This is a genomic window from Streptomyces triticirhizae (assembly GCF_003696235.1).
GTDB classification, from domain to species: Bacteria; Actinomycetota; Actinomycetes; order Streptomycetales; family Streptomycetaceae; genus Streptomyces; species Streptomyces triticirhizae.
This window is the reverse complement of the sequence record NZ_RFFJ01000048.1, coordinates 18193-32866: the sequence shown is the minus strand read 5'-3', so window position 1 is coordinate 32866 and position 14674 is coordinate 18193. Positions and strand designations below refer to the sequence as shown.

The following is a 14674-nucleotide window of genomic DNA, read 5'->3' as shown; positions in this document are numbered from 1 at the left end:
CGCGCCGTTCGCCCCCTCGGCGGCCCGCGCGGCGGCGGCCGCCCGCCGGCACTGCGCCAGCGTGTGCCGCGCCAGCGTCGCCCGCACCTGCGGGATGGCCGCCGACCCCATGGACAGGCTGGTCACCCCCAGGCCCGTCAGCACACAGGCCAACACCGGATCGGCCGCCGCCTCCCCGCAGACCCCACAGCTCTTCCCCTCGGCCGCCGCCCCCTCAGCCGTCAGCGCCACCAGGTCCAACAGCGCCGGCTGCCACGGGTCCTGCCAGCGGGAGACCGCCCCCACCTGCCGATCGGCCGCGAACGCGTACTGCGCCAGGTCGTTCGTCCCCACCGAGAGGAACTCCACCTCCTGCAACAGCGCCCGGGCGCGCAGCGCCGCCGCCGGGATCTCCACCATCGCGCCCGGAGTCGCCGGCAGCCCGGCCGTCCGACAGGCCTCGGCGAACGCCCTGGCGTCCGCCCGGTCCGCCACCATCGGCGCCATCACCTCAAGATGCACCGGCAGCCCGGCCGCCGCCTCGCCCAACGCCGCCAGCTGGGACGCCAACACCTCGGGATGCTCCAGCAGCGCCCGCAGCCCCCGCACGCCCAGCGCCGGATTGGGCTCCGTCGCCCCCGACGAGAGGAACGCCAGCGGCTTGTCCGCCCCCGCGTCCAACACCCGCACCACCACCCGCCCCTCGGGAAAGGCCTCCAACACCTCGCGGTACACCCGCGCCTGCTCCTCCTCCGCCGGCGGCCGCTCCCCACCCGAGAGGAACAGCAGCTCCGTGCGGAACAGCCCCACCCCCTCCGCGCCCGCCGCCACCGCGGCCGGCACGTCGGCCGGCCCCCCGATGTTCGCCAGCAGCGGCACCCGATGCCCGTCCGAGGTGGCCCCCGGCCCCTTGGTCCGGGAGACGGCCGCCCGCCGCCGCTCCGCCGCCTCAGCCAGCCGCCCCCGCAGCTCCTCGCCCGGCTCGACGACCACCTCACCGGTGGAGCCGTCCACCGCCACCAACGTCCCCGATGCGATCTCCCCGGCCCCCGGCACGGCCACCACCGCCGGCACCCCCAACGCCCGCGCCAGGATCGCGCTGTGACTGGTCGGCCCGCCCTCCTCCGTCAGGAAGCCCAACACCAGCGAGGTGTCGAGCAGCGCCGTGTCCGCCGGCGCCAGATCACGCGCGATCAGCACATAGGGCTCGTCGCTGTCCGGCACACCCGGCGTCGGCAGCCCCATCAGCCGGGCGATGATCCGGTTGCGCACGTCGTCCAGGTCGGCCACCCGCCCCGCCAGGTACTCCCCGGCGCCGGCCAGCAGCGCCCGGTACGCGGCCAACGCGTCATAGACCGCCCGCTCAGCGCTGCTGCCCACGCTGATCCGCCGCTCCGCGTCCGCCAGCAGCTCCGGGTCCTCCGCCATCAGCGCCTGCGCCTCCAGCACGGTCTGCGCCTCGCCGCCGGCCAACGTGCCCCGCGCCCGCAGGTCGGCGGCCACCGCCCGCACCGCGCGCCGCGTCCTGGCCAACTCCCTGGGCCCGTCCTGCGGCGTGATCCGCCGGGGCGGCGGCTCCAGCACGGTCGTGCCCATGTGCCGCACCTGCCCGATCGCCACACCGTGGCTGACCCCGACTCCCAGCAGTCTGGTCTCCGTCACGCCCGATCCACCCGCCTCGCGTCGGCTGCCTACCAGCGTCCACCGGCGCCCCCGCCCGCGCCGACCCCGGCCCGGGACCGCACACGCGGGCGCGCCGGCCTCACCCGCGCCATTGTCGTCGCACGACGCCCCCAGCCGCCGCACGGCGCCGCCGACCCGCCGTCAAACGCCGCAGGACACCCGGCGCGTCCCCACCGTCCCCGCCCTCTCCCCGCCCCGGTCCGCCGGGTAAGGTCGGAGCGCGTTGGCGACGGCACGGTGCGACGGGGGAGGCTTCCGCGTGGAGGTCCAGGAGACACGGGTTCAGACGGACCGGATCTGGACCATCCCCAACGTGCTGAGCATGGCCCGCCTGTTGGGCGTCCCGCTCTTCCTCTGGCTGGTGCTCTCCCCGGTCTTCGACGGCCCCAGGATGGACGGCTGGGCCCTGCTGGTCCTCGCCCTCAGCGGCGTCAGCGACTACCTCGACGGCAAGCTCGCCCGCCGGTGGAACCAGATCAGCGCCCTCGGCCGCGTGCTCGACCCGGCCGCGGACCGGCTCTACATCCTCTCCACCCTGGTCGGCCTCACCTGGCGCGAGATCCTCCCGCTGTGGCTGACCGCCCTGCTGCTGGCCAGGGAGCTGATGCTGCTGGTCATGGTCTGGCTGCTGGACCGCCACGGCTACGCCCCGCCCCAGGTCAACTTCCTGGGCAAGGCCGCCACCTTCAATCTGATGTACGCCTTCCCGCTCCTGCTGCTCAGTGACTCAAGTGGCCTTGTGGCATCACTCGCTGCTATTTTCGGATGGGCGTTCGCCGCCTGGGGTACAGCGCTCTACTGGTGGGCAGGGATCCTCTACGTGGTCCAGGTCCGCCGTCTCCTCGCGGCGGATGCCACGGCCGACTGAATCGCCCTGGCAGCGTCGCGGGGGTCTGGAGCCCGTACGCGTCGCGATCTTCCGGGGAGCCACCCCGGGCCCGGGCCCCTTCCTGCGGGCAGAAGTCGGAACGACTGTCGGACCCCCCAAGGAGGACACTTCCGATATGAAGGCCGTCGTAATGGCTGGCGGCGAAGGCACCCGGCTTCGCCCCATGACCGCGAGTATGCCCAAACCCCTGTTGCCCGTGGCCAACCGCCCGATCATGGAGCACGTGCTCCGCCTGCTCAAGCGCCACGGACTCACCGAGACCGTCGTCACGGTGCAGTTTCTCGCCTCCCTGGTGAAGAACTACTTCGGGGACGGTGAGGAGTTGGGAATGGACCTCACCTACGCCCACGAGGAGAAACCACTGGGCACGGCCGGAAGTGTGAAGAACGCCGAGGAGGCCCTGAAGGACGACTCGTTCCTGGTCATTTCCGGGGACGCCCTCACCGACTTCGACCTGACCGACCTGATCCGCTTTCACCGGGAGCGCGGCGCCCTGGTCACCGTCTGCCTCACGCGCGTTCCCAACCCGCTGGAGTTCGGCATCACCATCGTCGACGACGAGGGCAAGGTCGAGCGGTTCCTGGAGAAGCCCACGTGGGGCCAGGTCTTCTCGGACACCGTCAACACCGGCATCTACGTGATGGAGCCCGAGGTCTTCGACTATGTCGAGCCCGACGTCTCCGTCGACTGGTCGGGCGACGTCTTTCCCCGCCTGATGAAGGAGGGGCGCCCCATCTACGGCTATGTCGCCGAGGGGTACTGGGAGGACGTCGGCACCCACGAGAGCTATGTGAAGGCCCAGGCCGACGTCCTGGAAGGCAAGGTCGACGTCGAGATCGACGGATTCGAGATCTCCCCGGGCGTGTGGATCGCCGAGGGCGCCGAGGTCCACCCCGACGCCAAACTCCGAGGCCCGCTCTATGTCGGCGACTACGCCAAGATCGAGGCCGGGTCGGAAATCCGCGAACACACCGTCATCGGCTCCAACGTCGTCGTCAAGGCCGACGCCTTTCTCCACAAGGCCGTCGTCCACGACAACGTCTACATCGGCCCCGGCACCAATCTGCGCGGCTGCGTCATCGGAAAGAACACCGACGTGATGCGCGCCGCCAGAATCGAGGACGGCGCCGTCATCGGCGACGAGTGCCTGGTCGGCGAGGAGTCCATCGTCCAGGGCAACGTCCGCGTCTACCCGTTCAAGACCGTCGAGGCCGGCGCTTTCGTCAACACCTCCGTCATCTGGGAGGCCAGGGGACAGGCCCAACTCTTCGGCGCCCGGGGCGTCTCCGGCATCCTCAACGTCGAGATCACCCCCGAGCTGGTCGTCCGGCTCGCCAGCGCCTACGCGACCACCCTCAAGAAGGGCTCGACCGTCACCACCGCGCGTGACCACTCCCGAGGCGCCCGCGCCCTGAAGCGCGCCGTGATCTCCGCGCTCCAGGCCAGCGCCATCGACGTCCGCGACCTGGAGAACGTGCCGCTGCCCGTGGCCCGTCAACAGACCGCGCGCGGCAGCGCCGGCGGCGTGATGATCCGCACCACCCCCGGCGTGCCCGACTCCGTCGACATCATGTTCTTCGACGAGCGCGGCGCCGACCTCTCCCAGGCCAGGCAGCGCAAGCTCGACCGGGTCTACGCCCGCCAGGAGTACCGCCGCGCCTTCCCCGGCGAGATCGGCGACCTGCGCTTCCCCGCCAGCGTCTTCGACGGCTACACCGGCTCGGTGCTGCGCGCCGTGGACACCACCGGGATCGCCGAGTCCGGCATCAAGGTCGTCGTCGACGCCGCCAACGGCAGCGCCGGCCTCGTCCTGCCCAGCCTCCTCGGCCGCCTCGGCGTCGACGCGCTGACCATCAACCCCGGCCTCGACGAGGCGCGCCCCACCGAGAGCGCCGAGACCCGCCGCGCCGGCCTGGTGCGGCTGGGCGAGATCGTCTCCTCGGCGCGCGCCGCGTTCGGCGTCCGCTTCGACCCGGTGGGCGAACGGCTGGCCCTCGTCGACGAGCGCGGCCGGATCATCGAGGACCAGCGCGCCCTGCTGGTCCTCCTCGACCTGATCGCCGCCGAACGGCGCGGCGGCCGGGTCGCGTTGCCCGTCACCACCACCCGCATCGCCGAACAGGTCGCCGCCTACCACGGCACCCAGGTCGACTGGACGACGACGTCCCCCGACGACCTGACCCGCGCCGCCCACCAGGACGACGCCGTCTTCGGCGGCGACGGCCAGGGCGGCTTCATCGTCCCCGAGTTCAGCAGCGTCTTCGACGCCACCGCCGCCTTCACCGCGCTGCTCGGCCTGGTGGCCCGCACCCAGCTCTCGCTCAGCCAGATCGACGCCCGCATCCCCCGCGCGCACGTGCTGCGCCGCGACGTCGCCACCCCGTGGGCGGTCAAGGGCCTGGTGATGCGCCGGGTCGTGGAGGCAGCCGGCGACCGCTCCGTCGACACCACCGACGGCGTGAGGGTCGTGGAGTCCGACGGCCGCTGGGTGCTGGTGCTGCCCGACCCGGCGGAGGCCGTCACCCACCTGTGGGCCGAGGGCCCTGACGACGCCGCCGCCCAGGAGCTGTTGGACGACTGGTCGAGCGTGGTGGAGGGCGCCGAGGGCTGACCGGGGGCCGACGACCGGCCCGATTCGATCTAGGGACAACCGGCGTGCCACCATGTGCGCCATGCCAGAGCAGGAGCCGGGGGCGGCGCCCCGCGCGCGCCCCGACGCCTCCATGTCGTTGCTGACCACCGTCATGAGCAACACCCTCGACGAGGGCTACGCCGAGGCGGCGGCCAGACGGCGGGAGTCGGGCCGGTCAGAGCTGCCGCGCTCCACGCGCGCCAGGCTCTGGCTGGCCTGCGGCCTGGTCCTCACCGGGGTGGTGGTCACCCTGGGCGCGGCCCAGGCGCGCGAGGCGGCGCCCACCGTCGCCAAGGAGCGCGAGGAGCTGCTGGAGCGCGTCGACGACGGCACCGAGCGCCTGGACGCCCTCCAGGCCCTGGTCGACGACCTGCGCGCCGACGTCGCCGCCCGCCAACGGGACGCGCTCAGCGACGAGGACGCCGAACGCGCCGAGCTGGTCGCCCTGTTGGCCGGCGCCAGCCCCGTCGAGGGCCCCGGCGTCGAGCTGGTCATCGACGACGCCAGGGACGTGGGCGACGCCGCCGGCGGCGGCCCCAGGGACGACGGCTTCGCCCAGACCGGCCGGGTGCGCGACCGCGACCTGCAACGCGTCGTCAACGGCCTGTGGCAGGCCGGCGCCGAGGCGGTCTCCGTCAACGACCAGCGCCTGACCGCGCTCTCCGCGATCCGCGCCGCCGGCGACGCCGTGCTGGTGGACAACCGACCCCTGGTGCCGCCCTACACCCTGCTCGCGCTCGGCGACCCGGAGACCCTGCTGGACGACTTCGACGCCACCCTGGCCGGCCACTACCTGGTGACCCTCCAGGACGACTACGACATCCGCGTGGAGCGTTCGACCAGGGACGAGCTGCGGCTGCCGGCGGCGCCCAGCCTGACCACCCGCAGCGCCCGCCCGCTCCCCGCGCGGGCCGAGCCGGCCGACCCCGGGTCAACGCCCCGCAACGAGGAGCCGGAAGAGGTGACCGCCCCGTGATCGCCGTGCTGGGCCTGGTGCTGGGCGTCGTGATCGGGGTGGTCACCCGCCCCGTGGTCCCGACCGGGATGGAGCCCTATCTGCCCATCGCCGTCGTCGCCGCGCTGGACGCCGTCTTCGGCGGCCTGCGGGCCACCCTCGACGGGGTCTTCGACGACAAGGTCTTCGTGGTCTCCTTCCTCTCCAACGTGGTGGTGGCCGCCCTGATCGTCTTCCTCGGCGACAAGCTGGGCGTCGGCGCCCAGCTGTCCACCGGCGTGGTCGTGGTCCTGGGCATCCGGATCTTCTCCAACGCGGCGGCCATCCGCCGCCACGTGTTCGGGGCGTGACACCCGTGAACCAGCCGAACGAAGCGAACCAGCCGAACCAGCCGAACCAGCGGAACGAACCGGACGCGTCCGACGGGCCGCGCCGGCCCACCGGCCGCGCCGCGCTGCTGGCCGCCCTGTGGCCACCGCGCGCCAGCCGGGGCCAACTGGTCGCCGCCGTGCTGCTGTTCGTGCTCGGCCTCGGCCTGGCCATCCAGGTGCGGGCCGCCGGCAGCGAGGACACCGCGCTGCGCGGCGCGCGCCCCGAGGACCTGGTGCGCATCCTCAGCGACCTGGAGGACCGCTCGGCCCGCCTGGAGGACGAGCAGAGCACCCTGGAGGACCAGCGCGCCGAGCTGGAGAACAGCAGCGACCAGGCCGAGGAGGCCCGCCGGCAGAGCGAGGAGCGGGAGCGACAACTGGGCGTGCTGGCCGGTACGGTGGCGGCGGAGGGCCCGGGCATCACCCTCCGCGTCGACGACCCGACGGGCGCCGTCACGGCCGACATGCTGCTCGACGCCGTCCAGGAGCTGCGCGCCGCCGGTGCCGAGGCGCTCCAGATCAACGGGGTGCGGATCGTCGCGAGCACATCCTTCGTGGACCACAACGGTGGGGTTCACGTGGACGACGAGCGCGTTCGTGCTCCGTTCGTGATCGACGCGATCGGCCGCCCCCAGGACCTGGAGCCGGCGCTGAACATCCCGGGCGGGGTGGTGCAGTCGATGGAGAACAAGCAGGCGGCGGTCGCCGTGACGCGTCCTGAGACCGTGACCGTGGATGCCTTGCGATCGGCGGAGCAGCCTGACTACGCTCAGTTGTCATCATGACCGAACCTCGACGTCACGGGGGTTATCGATCACCGTGCCGCCCAGTGAGGGAAACTGAAGAGAGACCGCTCACGTTGTCAGGATGACGTGTGTGGTCGGTGGAGAGAGAGAATGGACCGTCCCGCCCCGGTGGCGGGCCGGGCTAGGTGCGAGGGGATCGCTGGTGAGTTTTTTCGCTAGGTTGTTCGGCAGGCGTCAGAGCGGCACGCACAGTGCCGCGGGAGCCCGCGCCCGCCAGCAAGGCCAGCCTCCGGCGCCGCCGTCCGAGCCCGGCCGCCCCCTGTTCCGGGACGAGGTCTCCCAGCCAGGCGGCATAGCGGACCAGGGGCGCGGGGCCGCCGGGCCCGCCTGTGGCCGCTGCGGCCACGCCAACACCCCCAACAGCCGCTTCTGTTCCTACTGCGGGGCGGCGCTCCGCCCCGGCGTCGAGGGCTCGTCGGAGACCACCTCCACGATCTCGATCTCCGGCCTGGAGGCGTACGACGCCGAGGCCACCGGGCAGCACCACGTGCCGGTGCTCTCGCCCGAGGCCCAGGCGGCGGTCGACGCGCTGCCCGCCGGCTCGGCCCTCCTCGTCGTTCGCCGAGGGCCGAACTCGGGCTCCCGCTTCCTGCTCGACAGCGATGTCACCACGGCGGGGCGACACCCCCAGAGCGACATCTTCCTGGACGACGTCACGGTCTCCCGGCGCCATGTCGAGTTCCGCCGCGGCCCCGACGGCGGGTTCACCGTCAGCGACGTCGGCAGCCTCAACGGCACCTACGTCAACCGCGAGCAGATCGACTCCGTGGCCCTGGCCAACGGGGACGAGGTGCAGATCGGCAAGTACCGGATGGTGTACTTCGCCGGACGGCAGGTGCACTGACGGTGCGGGGGCGCGAGAGCGCGTGGGGCCGAGGCTCGACTATCCAAATGCACCGGGCACGGCCTAGGGTTGCTGTGTGAATCAGCTCGATGTCGTGGGCGTGCGGGTGGAAATGCCCAACAACCAGCCCATCGTGCTCCTCCGAGAAGTCGGTGGCGATCGCTACCTCCCGATCTGGATCGGGCCGGGCGAGGCGACCGCCATCGCGTTCGCCCAGCAGGGGATGACCCCGGCCAGGCCGCTGACGCACGACCTCTTCAAGAACGTCCTGGAGGCCGTGGACCAGGAACTCAGCGCCGTGCGGATCACCGATCTGCGCGACGGGGTGTTCTACGCCGAGCTGGTCTTCGCCAGCGGGGTCGAGGTCAGCGCCCGCCCGTCGGACGCGATAGCGCTCGCGCTGCGGATCGGTACCCCGATCTACGGCAGCGACGCCGTGCTCGACGACGCCGGGATCATCATCCCCGACGAGCAGGAGGACGAGGTGGAGCGGTTCCGCGAGTTCCTCGACCAGATCTCCCCCGAGGACTTCGGTACCAGCAGCCAGTAGCGGTGCGTGGCGATCGTTGACGCGCTCCGTGTGGATACCTAGCTTCAGTGGGGCATGTCTTGGGAGGAGCGCTGTGTGCCAACTCATCGTGACAGCCGGTGAGTGACGAGGACACGGTCGGGACATGTGGAACGGAGGCCGGCGTGACAGGTGACGGCGACAGCCGGGCGGTCGGGGAGAGCACCGCACGTCCCGGTGCGGCGCCCCGTCCGGGCTTGCGACAGACGGTCGCGCCCCCGGCGGGCCTCCGGGAGGAGGCCGCCCGGGAGCTGTTGGGCTACCCGGGGCCCAGCGCCTGCGCGGCGGCCGGCATCACCTACCGGCAGCTCGACTACTGGGCCCGCACCGGGCTCGTCCAGCCCGGCGTCCGGCCGGTCCCCGGCCAGGGCGGGCAGCGGCTGTACAGCTTCCGCGACGTGCTGGTCCTCAAGATCGTCAAGCGGCTGCTGGACGCCGGGGTCTCGCTCCAGGCCATCCGCGCCACCGCCGAGGCGCTGCGCACCGCCGAGCTGGGCGAGTTGGCGCACATGACGCTGATGAGCGACGGCGCCGCGGTCTACCGCTGTGCCTCCCCCGACGAACTGGCCGAGCTGTTGCGCGGCGGCCGTGGGGTCTTCGGCATCGCGGTCGGCGCGGTCTGGAGCGATGTGGAGGCGGCCCTGGGTCGGCTGCACGCCGAACGCGCCGACACCGGGGAGCGCGTCGTCCCCGCCGACCACCCCGAGGACGAGCTGGCCAGGCGGCGGAAGCGCTCGCGCTGAGCGGCTCCGCGCCGAGCGGCTGAGCCCCCGGGTCACGGTCGGGCCCGCGATTGTCAGTGCCCTGGGGCACCATCGGACGGGTGAGGGGCCAGCCAACCATTCTCCACCTCGACATGGACGCCTTCTACGCCTCCGTGGAGCAGGCGGCCAAGCCGAGCCTGCGCGGCAAGGCCGTGGTCGTCGGTGGCATCGGGCCGCGCGGGGTGGTGGCCACCGCGTCGTACGAGGCCCGCGTGTTCGGGGTGCGTTCCGCCATGCCCACGGCCCAGGCGCGGCGGCTGTGCCCGCACGGGGCGTATCTGGTGCCCAGGTTCGAGGTGTACCGGGCGGTCAGCGAGCGCGTGATGGGCCTGTTGGCGCGGCTGTCGCCGCTGGTGGAGCCGCTCAGCCTGGACGAGGCGTTCGTCGACCTGGCCGCCGGCGGGAGCGCCGACACGGCGGAGCGGGCGCGGGCGGTGGCGGAGCGGCTGCGGGCCGAGATCGCCGCCGCGACCGGGGTGACGGGCTCGGTCGGGCTGGCCGGGGCCAAGATGCTGGCGAAGATCGCCTCGGAGCGGGCGAAGCCCGACGGGCTGGTGCTGATCGAGCCGGGCACCGAGCGGGAGTTGCTGGCGCCGCTGCCGGTGCGGACGCTGCCGGGGGTCGGGCCCGCGACGGCCGAGGTGCTGCGGCGTGCGGGCATCCACACCGTCGAGGAGACGGTGCGGGCCGGCGAGGCCGAGCTGACGCGGCTGCTGGGCCGGGCGCACGGCGCCGGGGTCTTCCGGATGGCGTTGGGCGTCGACGACCGGCCGGTGGTCGCGGAGCGGGACGCCAAGTCCATCTCCGTGGAGGACACCTTCGAGGTGGACATGACCGATCGGGCGCGGATCAGGTTCGAGGTGCGGCGGCTGGCCGAGCGGTGCGTGACCAGGCTGCGGGCCGCCGGCCGTTCGGGCCGCACGGTGGTGCTGAAGGTCCGACGGTACGACTTCAGCACGCTCACCCGCTCCGAGACGCTGCGCGGGCCGACGGACGACCTGGCCGTGGTGCGGGAGGCGGCCGAGCGGCTGCTGGAGAGCGTGGACACCACCGAGGGCGTGCGGCTGTTGGGCGTCGGGGTCAGCTCGTTGGCCGACTTCACGCAGGAGGATCTCTTCGCCCAGTCGGAGCGGGCCGGGTCGGGCGGGGAGCGGCCCGCCGAGCCGGCGCCCACGGAGGAGGCGGCGCCGGCCGGGCCGGAGGCCGACCGGCGGTGGCTGCCCGGGCTCGACGTGACGCACGAGCGGTTCGGGCCCGGCTGGGTGCAGGGCAGCGGGGTGGGGCGGGTGACGGTGCGCTTCGAGCGGCCGGAGGACCGGGTGCCGGGACGGGTGCGCACCTTCGCCGTGGACGATCCGCTGCTGCGGCGCTCCGGCCCGCTGCCCCTGGTGCCGCGCGGGCCGGGGGCGTCGGGGGAGGCGGCGGATCAGCCCTCGGGGTCGTCCGAGGAGGCCAGTCGGCCGAAGTCTGCGTCCGGCGCGGGGCCGGCCTCGGCGTCCGGGTCGGGCGGGAGATCGAGCCCGTAGTGGCGGTAGAGCTGGAGTTCCTGCTCGGGGGAGAGGTGGCGGCCCACGCCCAGGTCGGGCGCGCGGCGGATCAGCGCCCTGTCGAACGGGACGCGCAGCGCGTTGCCCACCAGCTCGCTGGGCTCCAGCGGCACGAAGGCGTCCCGGGTGAAGAGCCCGGTCCGCACGGCGGCCCACTCGGGGACGCCGGTGGCGTCGTCCAGATACACCTCGTCCACGGTGCCGATCTTGTCGCCGTGGCGGTCGAACGCCTTGCGGCCGATCAGGCCACGCGGATCGATGTCGGTTCGCACGGGTTCCTCCAACTGCGCGCCTGGGACGGTGTGGGCGTCCCGGAGAACGTCGTCCCCTCACACCTACCCAAGGCCAGAATCGGGCCGCCGGCCAGTCGAGGTCCACCCCTCGGCCCGGACGGGTGGCGCTGGTAGGCTCGTAGGCGGTTGTCAATCTCGTGCGGGAGAGTCCTGCCGCCCTTCGGGGCGACGGGCGCCGAAGGAGCAAATCCTCCCCGGAATCTCTCAGGCCCCTGTACCGCGCGGGCGAAACCACTCTGGAAAGCAGGGCGGCGGCGGAGCGTTGTTCCCCGGTCGCCCTCACCGACGGTGCAAGTCCGGCGCGGTGGCGCGGGGCGAAGCTCTCAGGTCGTATGACAGAGGGGGAGGCAGTCAGGCGGTGTTGCCTGGCGCCCGTAGGTCGCCCACGGCCCAAGGAGCCTCCACGATGACCGCGCATCCGACCCCGCTGACCGCCCTGGAGCAGGGCACCCCCTTCGCCGACCGGCACATCGGGCCCGACCGGGGCGCCGTGGCCAAGATGCTGGCGCAGGTGGGCTTCGGCTCCCTGGACGAGCTGACCGCAGCCGCCGTGCCGGAGGCGATCCGCCACACCGAGGCCCTGGACCTGCCCGATCCGCTGGACGAGGCGGCCGTGCTGGCCGAGCTGCGCGCGCTGGCCGGGCGGAACACCGTGGCCCGCTCCATGATCGGGCTCGGCTACCACGGCACCTTCACCCCGCCGGTGATCCAGCGCAACGTGCTGGAGAACCCGGCCTGGTACACCGCCTACACGCCCTACCAGCCGGAGATCTCCCAGGGCCGGCTGGAGGCGCTGCTCAACTTCCAGACCGTGGTCGCCGACCTCACCGGGCTGCCGACGGCCGGCGCCTCGCTGCTCGACGAGGGCACGGCGGCGGCCGAGGCGATGGCCCTGGCCCGGCGCGTGACGCGGAAGGCGGGCGGGGTCTTCCTGGTGGACGCCGACTGCCTGCCGCAGACCATTGCCGTGGTGCGCACCCGCGCCGAGCCGACCGGCGTCGAGGTGCTGGTCGCCGACCTGAGCGAGGGCATCCCCGAAGAGGCCGTCGAACGCGGGGTGTTCGGGGTCCTGCTCCAGTACCCGGGCGCCTCGGGCGCCGTGCGCGACCCGCGCGCGCTGATCGAGCGGGCGCACGAGCTGGGCGCCGTGGTCACCGTCGCCGCCGACCTGCTGGCGCTGACCGTGCTCGCCTCGCCGGGGACGCTGGGCGCCGACATCGCGGTCGGCAGCAGCCAGCGGTTCGGCGTTCCCATGGCCTTCGGCGGGCCGCACGCCGGCTACATGTCCGTGCGCGAGGAGTACGCCAGGAACCTCCCCGGCCGGCTGGTCGGCGTCTCCCGGGACGCGGCCGGCAGGCCCGCCTACCGGCTGGCGCTCCAGACCAGGGAGCAGCACATCCGCCGCGAGCGGGCCACCAGCAACATCTGCACCGCCCAGGTGCTGCTCGCCGTGATGGCCGGCCTCTACGCCGTCTACCACGGGCCCGAGGGGCTGGCCGCCATCGCCCGCCGCACCCACCGCCTGGCGGCGCTGCTGGCGGCCGGGCTGCGGGAGGGCGGCGTCGAGGTGGCCCACGAGGCGTTCTTCGACACCGTCACCGCGCGGGTGCCGGGCCGGGCCGCCGATGTGGTGGCCGCCGCCCGCGCCGCCGGGGTCAACCTGCGCCAGGTCGACGCCGACCGCGTCGGCGTGGCCTGCGACGAGACCACGGGACGGGACGATCTGGCCGCCGTCTGGGCCGCGTTCGGCGTGCCCGCCACCGCCGCCGACATCGACGGGCTGGACGCCCGGGTGCCCGACGCGCTGCCGGCCGGGCTGCTGCGCGAGGACGAGTACCTGACGCACCCGGTCTTCCACGCCCACCGCTCCGAGACGGCGATGCTGCGCTATCTGCGGCGGCTGGCCGACCGGGACTACGCGCTGGACCGGGGCATGATCCCGCTCGGCTCCTGCACGATGAAGCTCAACGCGACGGCGGAGATGGCCGCGATCACCTGGCCGGAGTTCGCGGGGCTGCACCCGTTCGCGCCGCTCGACCAGGCCGAGGGCTATCTGGCGCTGATCCGCGAACTGGAGGACCGGCTGGCCGAGATCACCGGCTATGACGCGGTCTCGCTCCAGCCCAACGCCGGCTCCCAGGGCGAACTGGCGGGGCTGCTCGCGGTCCGCGCCCACCACCGCGCCAACGGGCAGGAGCAGCGCACCGTTTGCCTGATCCCGTCCTCGGCGCACGGCACCAACGCGGCGAGCGCGGTGCTGGCCGGGATGCGGGTGGTGGTCGTGGCCACCAGCGAGAGCGGGGACGTGGACGTCGCCGACCTTGAGGCGAAGATCGCCAAGCACCGCGACGAGTTGGCCGTGCTCATGGTGACCTACCCGTCCACGCACGGCGTGTTCGAGGAGCGCATCGGCGAGATCTGCGCCGCCGTGCACGACGCTGGCGGCCAGGTCTACGTGGACGGCGCCAACCTCAACGCCCTGGTGGGGCTGGCCAAGCCGGGCCGTTTCGGCGCGGACGTCTCCCACCTCAACCTGCACAAGACCTTCTGCATCCCGCACGGCGGGGGCGGCCCCGGCGTGGGCCCGGTCGCCGTGCGCGCCCATCTGGCGCCGTATCTGCCGGGGCACCCGGGGCAGCCGAGCGCGGGTCCCGAGGGTTCCGGGCCGGTCTCGGCGGCGCCCTGGGGCTCCGCCGGCATCCTGCCGATCTCGTGGGCGTATGTGCGGCTGATGGGCGCCGCCGGGCTGCGCCGCGCCACCCAGGTCGCCGTGCTCAGCGCCAACTACGTGGCCAGGCGGCTGGAGCCGCACTACCCCGTGCTCTACACCGGGCCCGGCGGGCTGGTCGCGCACGAGTGCGTGATCGATGTGCGGCCGCTCACCAAGGCGACCGGGGTCACCATCGACGACGTCGCCAAGCGGCTGGTCGACTACGGCTTCCACGCGCCGACCATGTCGTTCCCGGTCGCGGGCACGCTGATGATCGAGCCCACCGAGAGCGAGGACCTGACGGAACTCGACCGGTTCTGCGATGCGATGATCGCGATCCGTGGGGAGATCGACCGGGTCGCCTCGGGCGAGTGGCCGGCCGACGACAACCCGCTGGTCAACGCCCCCCACCCGGCCGAGGAGTTGACCGGCGACTGGCCGCACCCCTACACGCGGCGGGAGGCCGTCTACCCGGGCGAGCTGTCCCGGGACGGCAAGTACTGGCCGCCGGTGCGCCGGATCGACGGCGCCTTCGGGGACCGGAACCTGGTCTGCTCCTGCCCGCCCATCGAGGAGCTGGCCGAGTAGCGTCCGCCGGGTAACGCACACGGCGCCGGGGGCGGTCGGGCGCGA

Annotated in this window: 12 protein-coding genes and 1 riboswitch; of the genes, 10 read left to right on the top strand and 2 right to left on the bottom strand. The window is 73.3% G+C overall.

The window, feature by feature from the left end; genetic code table 11:
* Window positions 1–1641: phosphoenolpyruvate--protein phosphotransferase (gene ptsP / locus EBN88_RS11525; protein ID WP_122183741.1), on the bottom strand; the 1641-nt coding region annotated here is incomplete at its 3' end.
* Window positions 1642–1921: 280 nt separating this feature from the next.
* On the opposite strand from ptsP, the gene EBN88_RS11520 reads away from it, so the two are divergent.
* The 9 genes from EBN88_RS11520 to EBN88_RS11480 all read left to right on the top strand — a co-directional run bounded on the left by EBN88_RS11520 (window position 1922) and on the right by EBN88_RS11480 (window position 11017).
* A complete protein-coding gene (locus EBN88_RS11520) occupies window positions 1922–2530 on the top strand; it encodes a CDP-alcohol phosphatidyltransferase family protein (RefSeq protein ID WP_122183740.1) in 609 nt (202 codons plus the stop codon).
* A gap of 136 nt (window positions 2531–2666) precedes the next feature.
* Entirely contained in the window at window positions 2667–5162 is a 2496-nt protein-coding gene (locus EBN88_RS11515; RefSeq protein ID WP_122183739.1) for a mannose-1-phosphate guanyltransferase, read from the top strand.
* A gap of 52 nt (window positions 5163–5214) precedes the next feature.
* Complete coding sequence (locus EBN88_RS11510) at window positions 5215–6159, top strand: DUF881 domain-containing protein (protein WP_122183738.1); 945 nt, start codon at window positions 5215–5217, stop codon at window positions 6157–6159.
* Entirely contained in the window at window positions 6156–6488 is a 333-nt protein-coding gene (locus EBN88_RS11505) for a small basic family protein (protein WP_097232514.1), read from the top strand. Before EBN88_RS11510 ends, EBN88_RS11505 begins: the two co-directional genes overlap by 4 nt.
* A gap of 5 nt (window positions 6489–6493) precedes the next feature.
* The gene (locus EBN88_RS11500) at window positions 6494–7294 is read left to right on the top strand and encodes a DUF881 domain-containing protein (RefSeq protein WP_233580603.1); all 801 of its coding nucleotides are present in this window, start codon (window positions 6494–6496) and stop codon (window positions 7292–7294) included.
* 163 nt (window positions 7295–7457) lie between these two features.
* Complete coding sequence (locus tag EBN88_RS11495) at window positions 7458–8159, top strand: FHA domain-containing protein (RefSeq protein WP_122183736.1); 702 nt, start codon at window positions 7458–7460, stop codon at window positions 8157–8159.
* A gap of 76 nt (window positions 8160–8235) precedes the next feature.
* The gene (locus EBN88_RS11490; RefSeq protein WP_122183735.1) at window positions 8236–8709 is read left to right on the top strand and encodes a bifunctional nuclease family protein; all 474 of its coding nucleotides are present in this window, start codon (window positions 8236–8238) and stop codon (window positions 8707–8709) included.
* Between the two features lie 143 nt (window positions 8710–8852).
* On the top strand, window positions 8853–9470 hold the full coding sequence (locus tag EBN88_RS11485; protein ID WP_122183734.1) for a MerR family transcriptional regulator: 618 nt from the start codon (window positions 8853–8855) through the stop codon (window positions 9468–9470).
* A gap of 80 nt (window positions 9471–9550) precedes the next feature.
* Complete coding sequence (locus EBN88_RS11480) at window positions 9551–11017, top strand: DNA polymerase IV (protein WP_122183743.1); 1467 nt, start codon at window positions 9551–9553, stop codon at window positions 11015–11017.
* Here the strand turns inward: EBN88_RS11480 and EBN88_RS11475 are convergent.
* Window positions 10918–11310 (bottom strand): PRC-barrel domain-containing protein, encoded by a 393-nt coding sequence (locus EBN88_RS11475; RefSeq protein WP_199742325.1) that lies wholly within the window; start codon window positions 11308–11310, stop codon window positions 10918–10920. The genes EBN88_RS11480 and EBN88_RS11475 overlap by 100 nt on opposite strands.
* A 151-nt stretch (window positions 11311–11461) precedes the next feature.
* Window positions 11462–11561, top strand: a riboswitch (glycine riboswitch).
* A gap of 176 nt (window positions 11562–11737) precedes the next feature.
* On the opposite strand from EBN88_RS11475, the gene gcvP reads away from it, so the two are divergent.
* A complete protein-coding gene (gene gcvP / locus EBN88_RS11470) occupies window positions 11738–14629 on the top strand; it encodes an aminomethyl-transferring glycine dehydrogenase (RefSeq protein WP_122183732.1) in 2892 nt (963 codons plus the stop codon).
* Window positions 14630–14674 lie beyond the last annotated feature (45 nt).

Excerpts from the sequence above, each read along its gene's own strand:
- EBN88_RS11510 (WP_122183738.1), top strand. The coding sequence starts at position 5,215 with ATGTGCGCCATGCCAGAGCAGGAGCCGGGGGCGGCGCCCCGCGCGCGC.
- EBN88_RS11515 (WP_122183739.1), top strand. The coding sequence starts at position 2,667 with ATGAAGGCCGTCGTAATGGCTGGCGGCGAAGGCACCCGGCTTCGCCCC.
- gcvP (WP_122183732.1), top strand. The coding sequence starts at position 11,738 with ATGACCGCGCATCCGACCCCGCTGACCGCCCTGGAGCAGGGCACCCCC.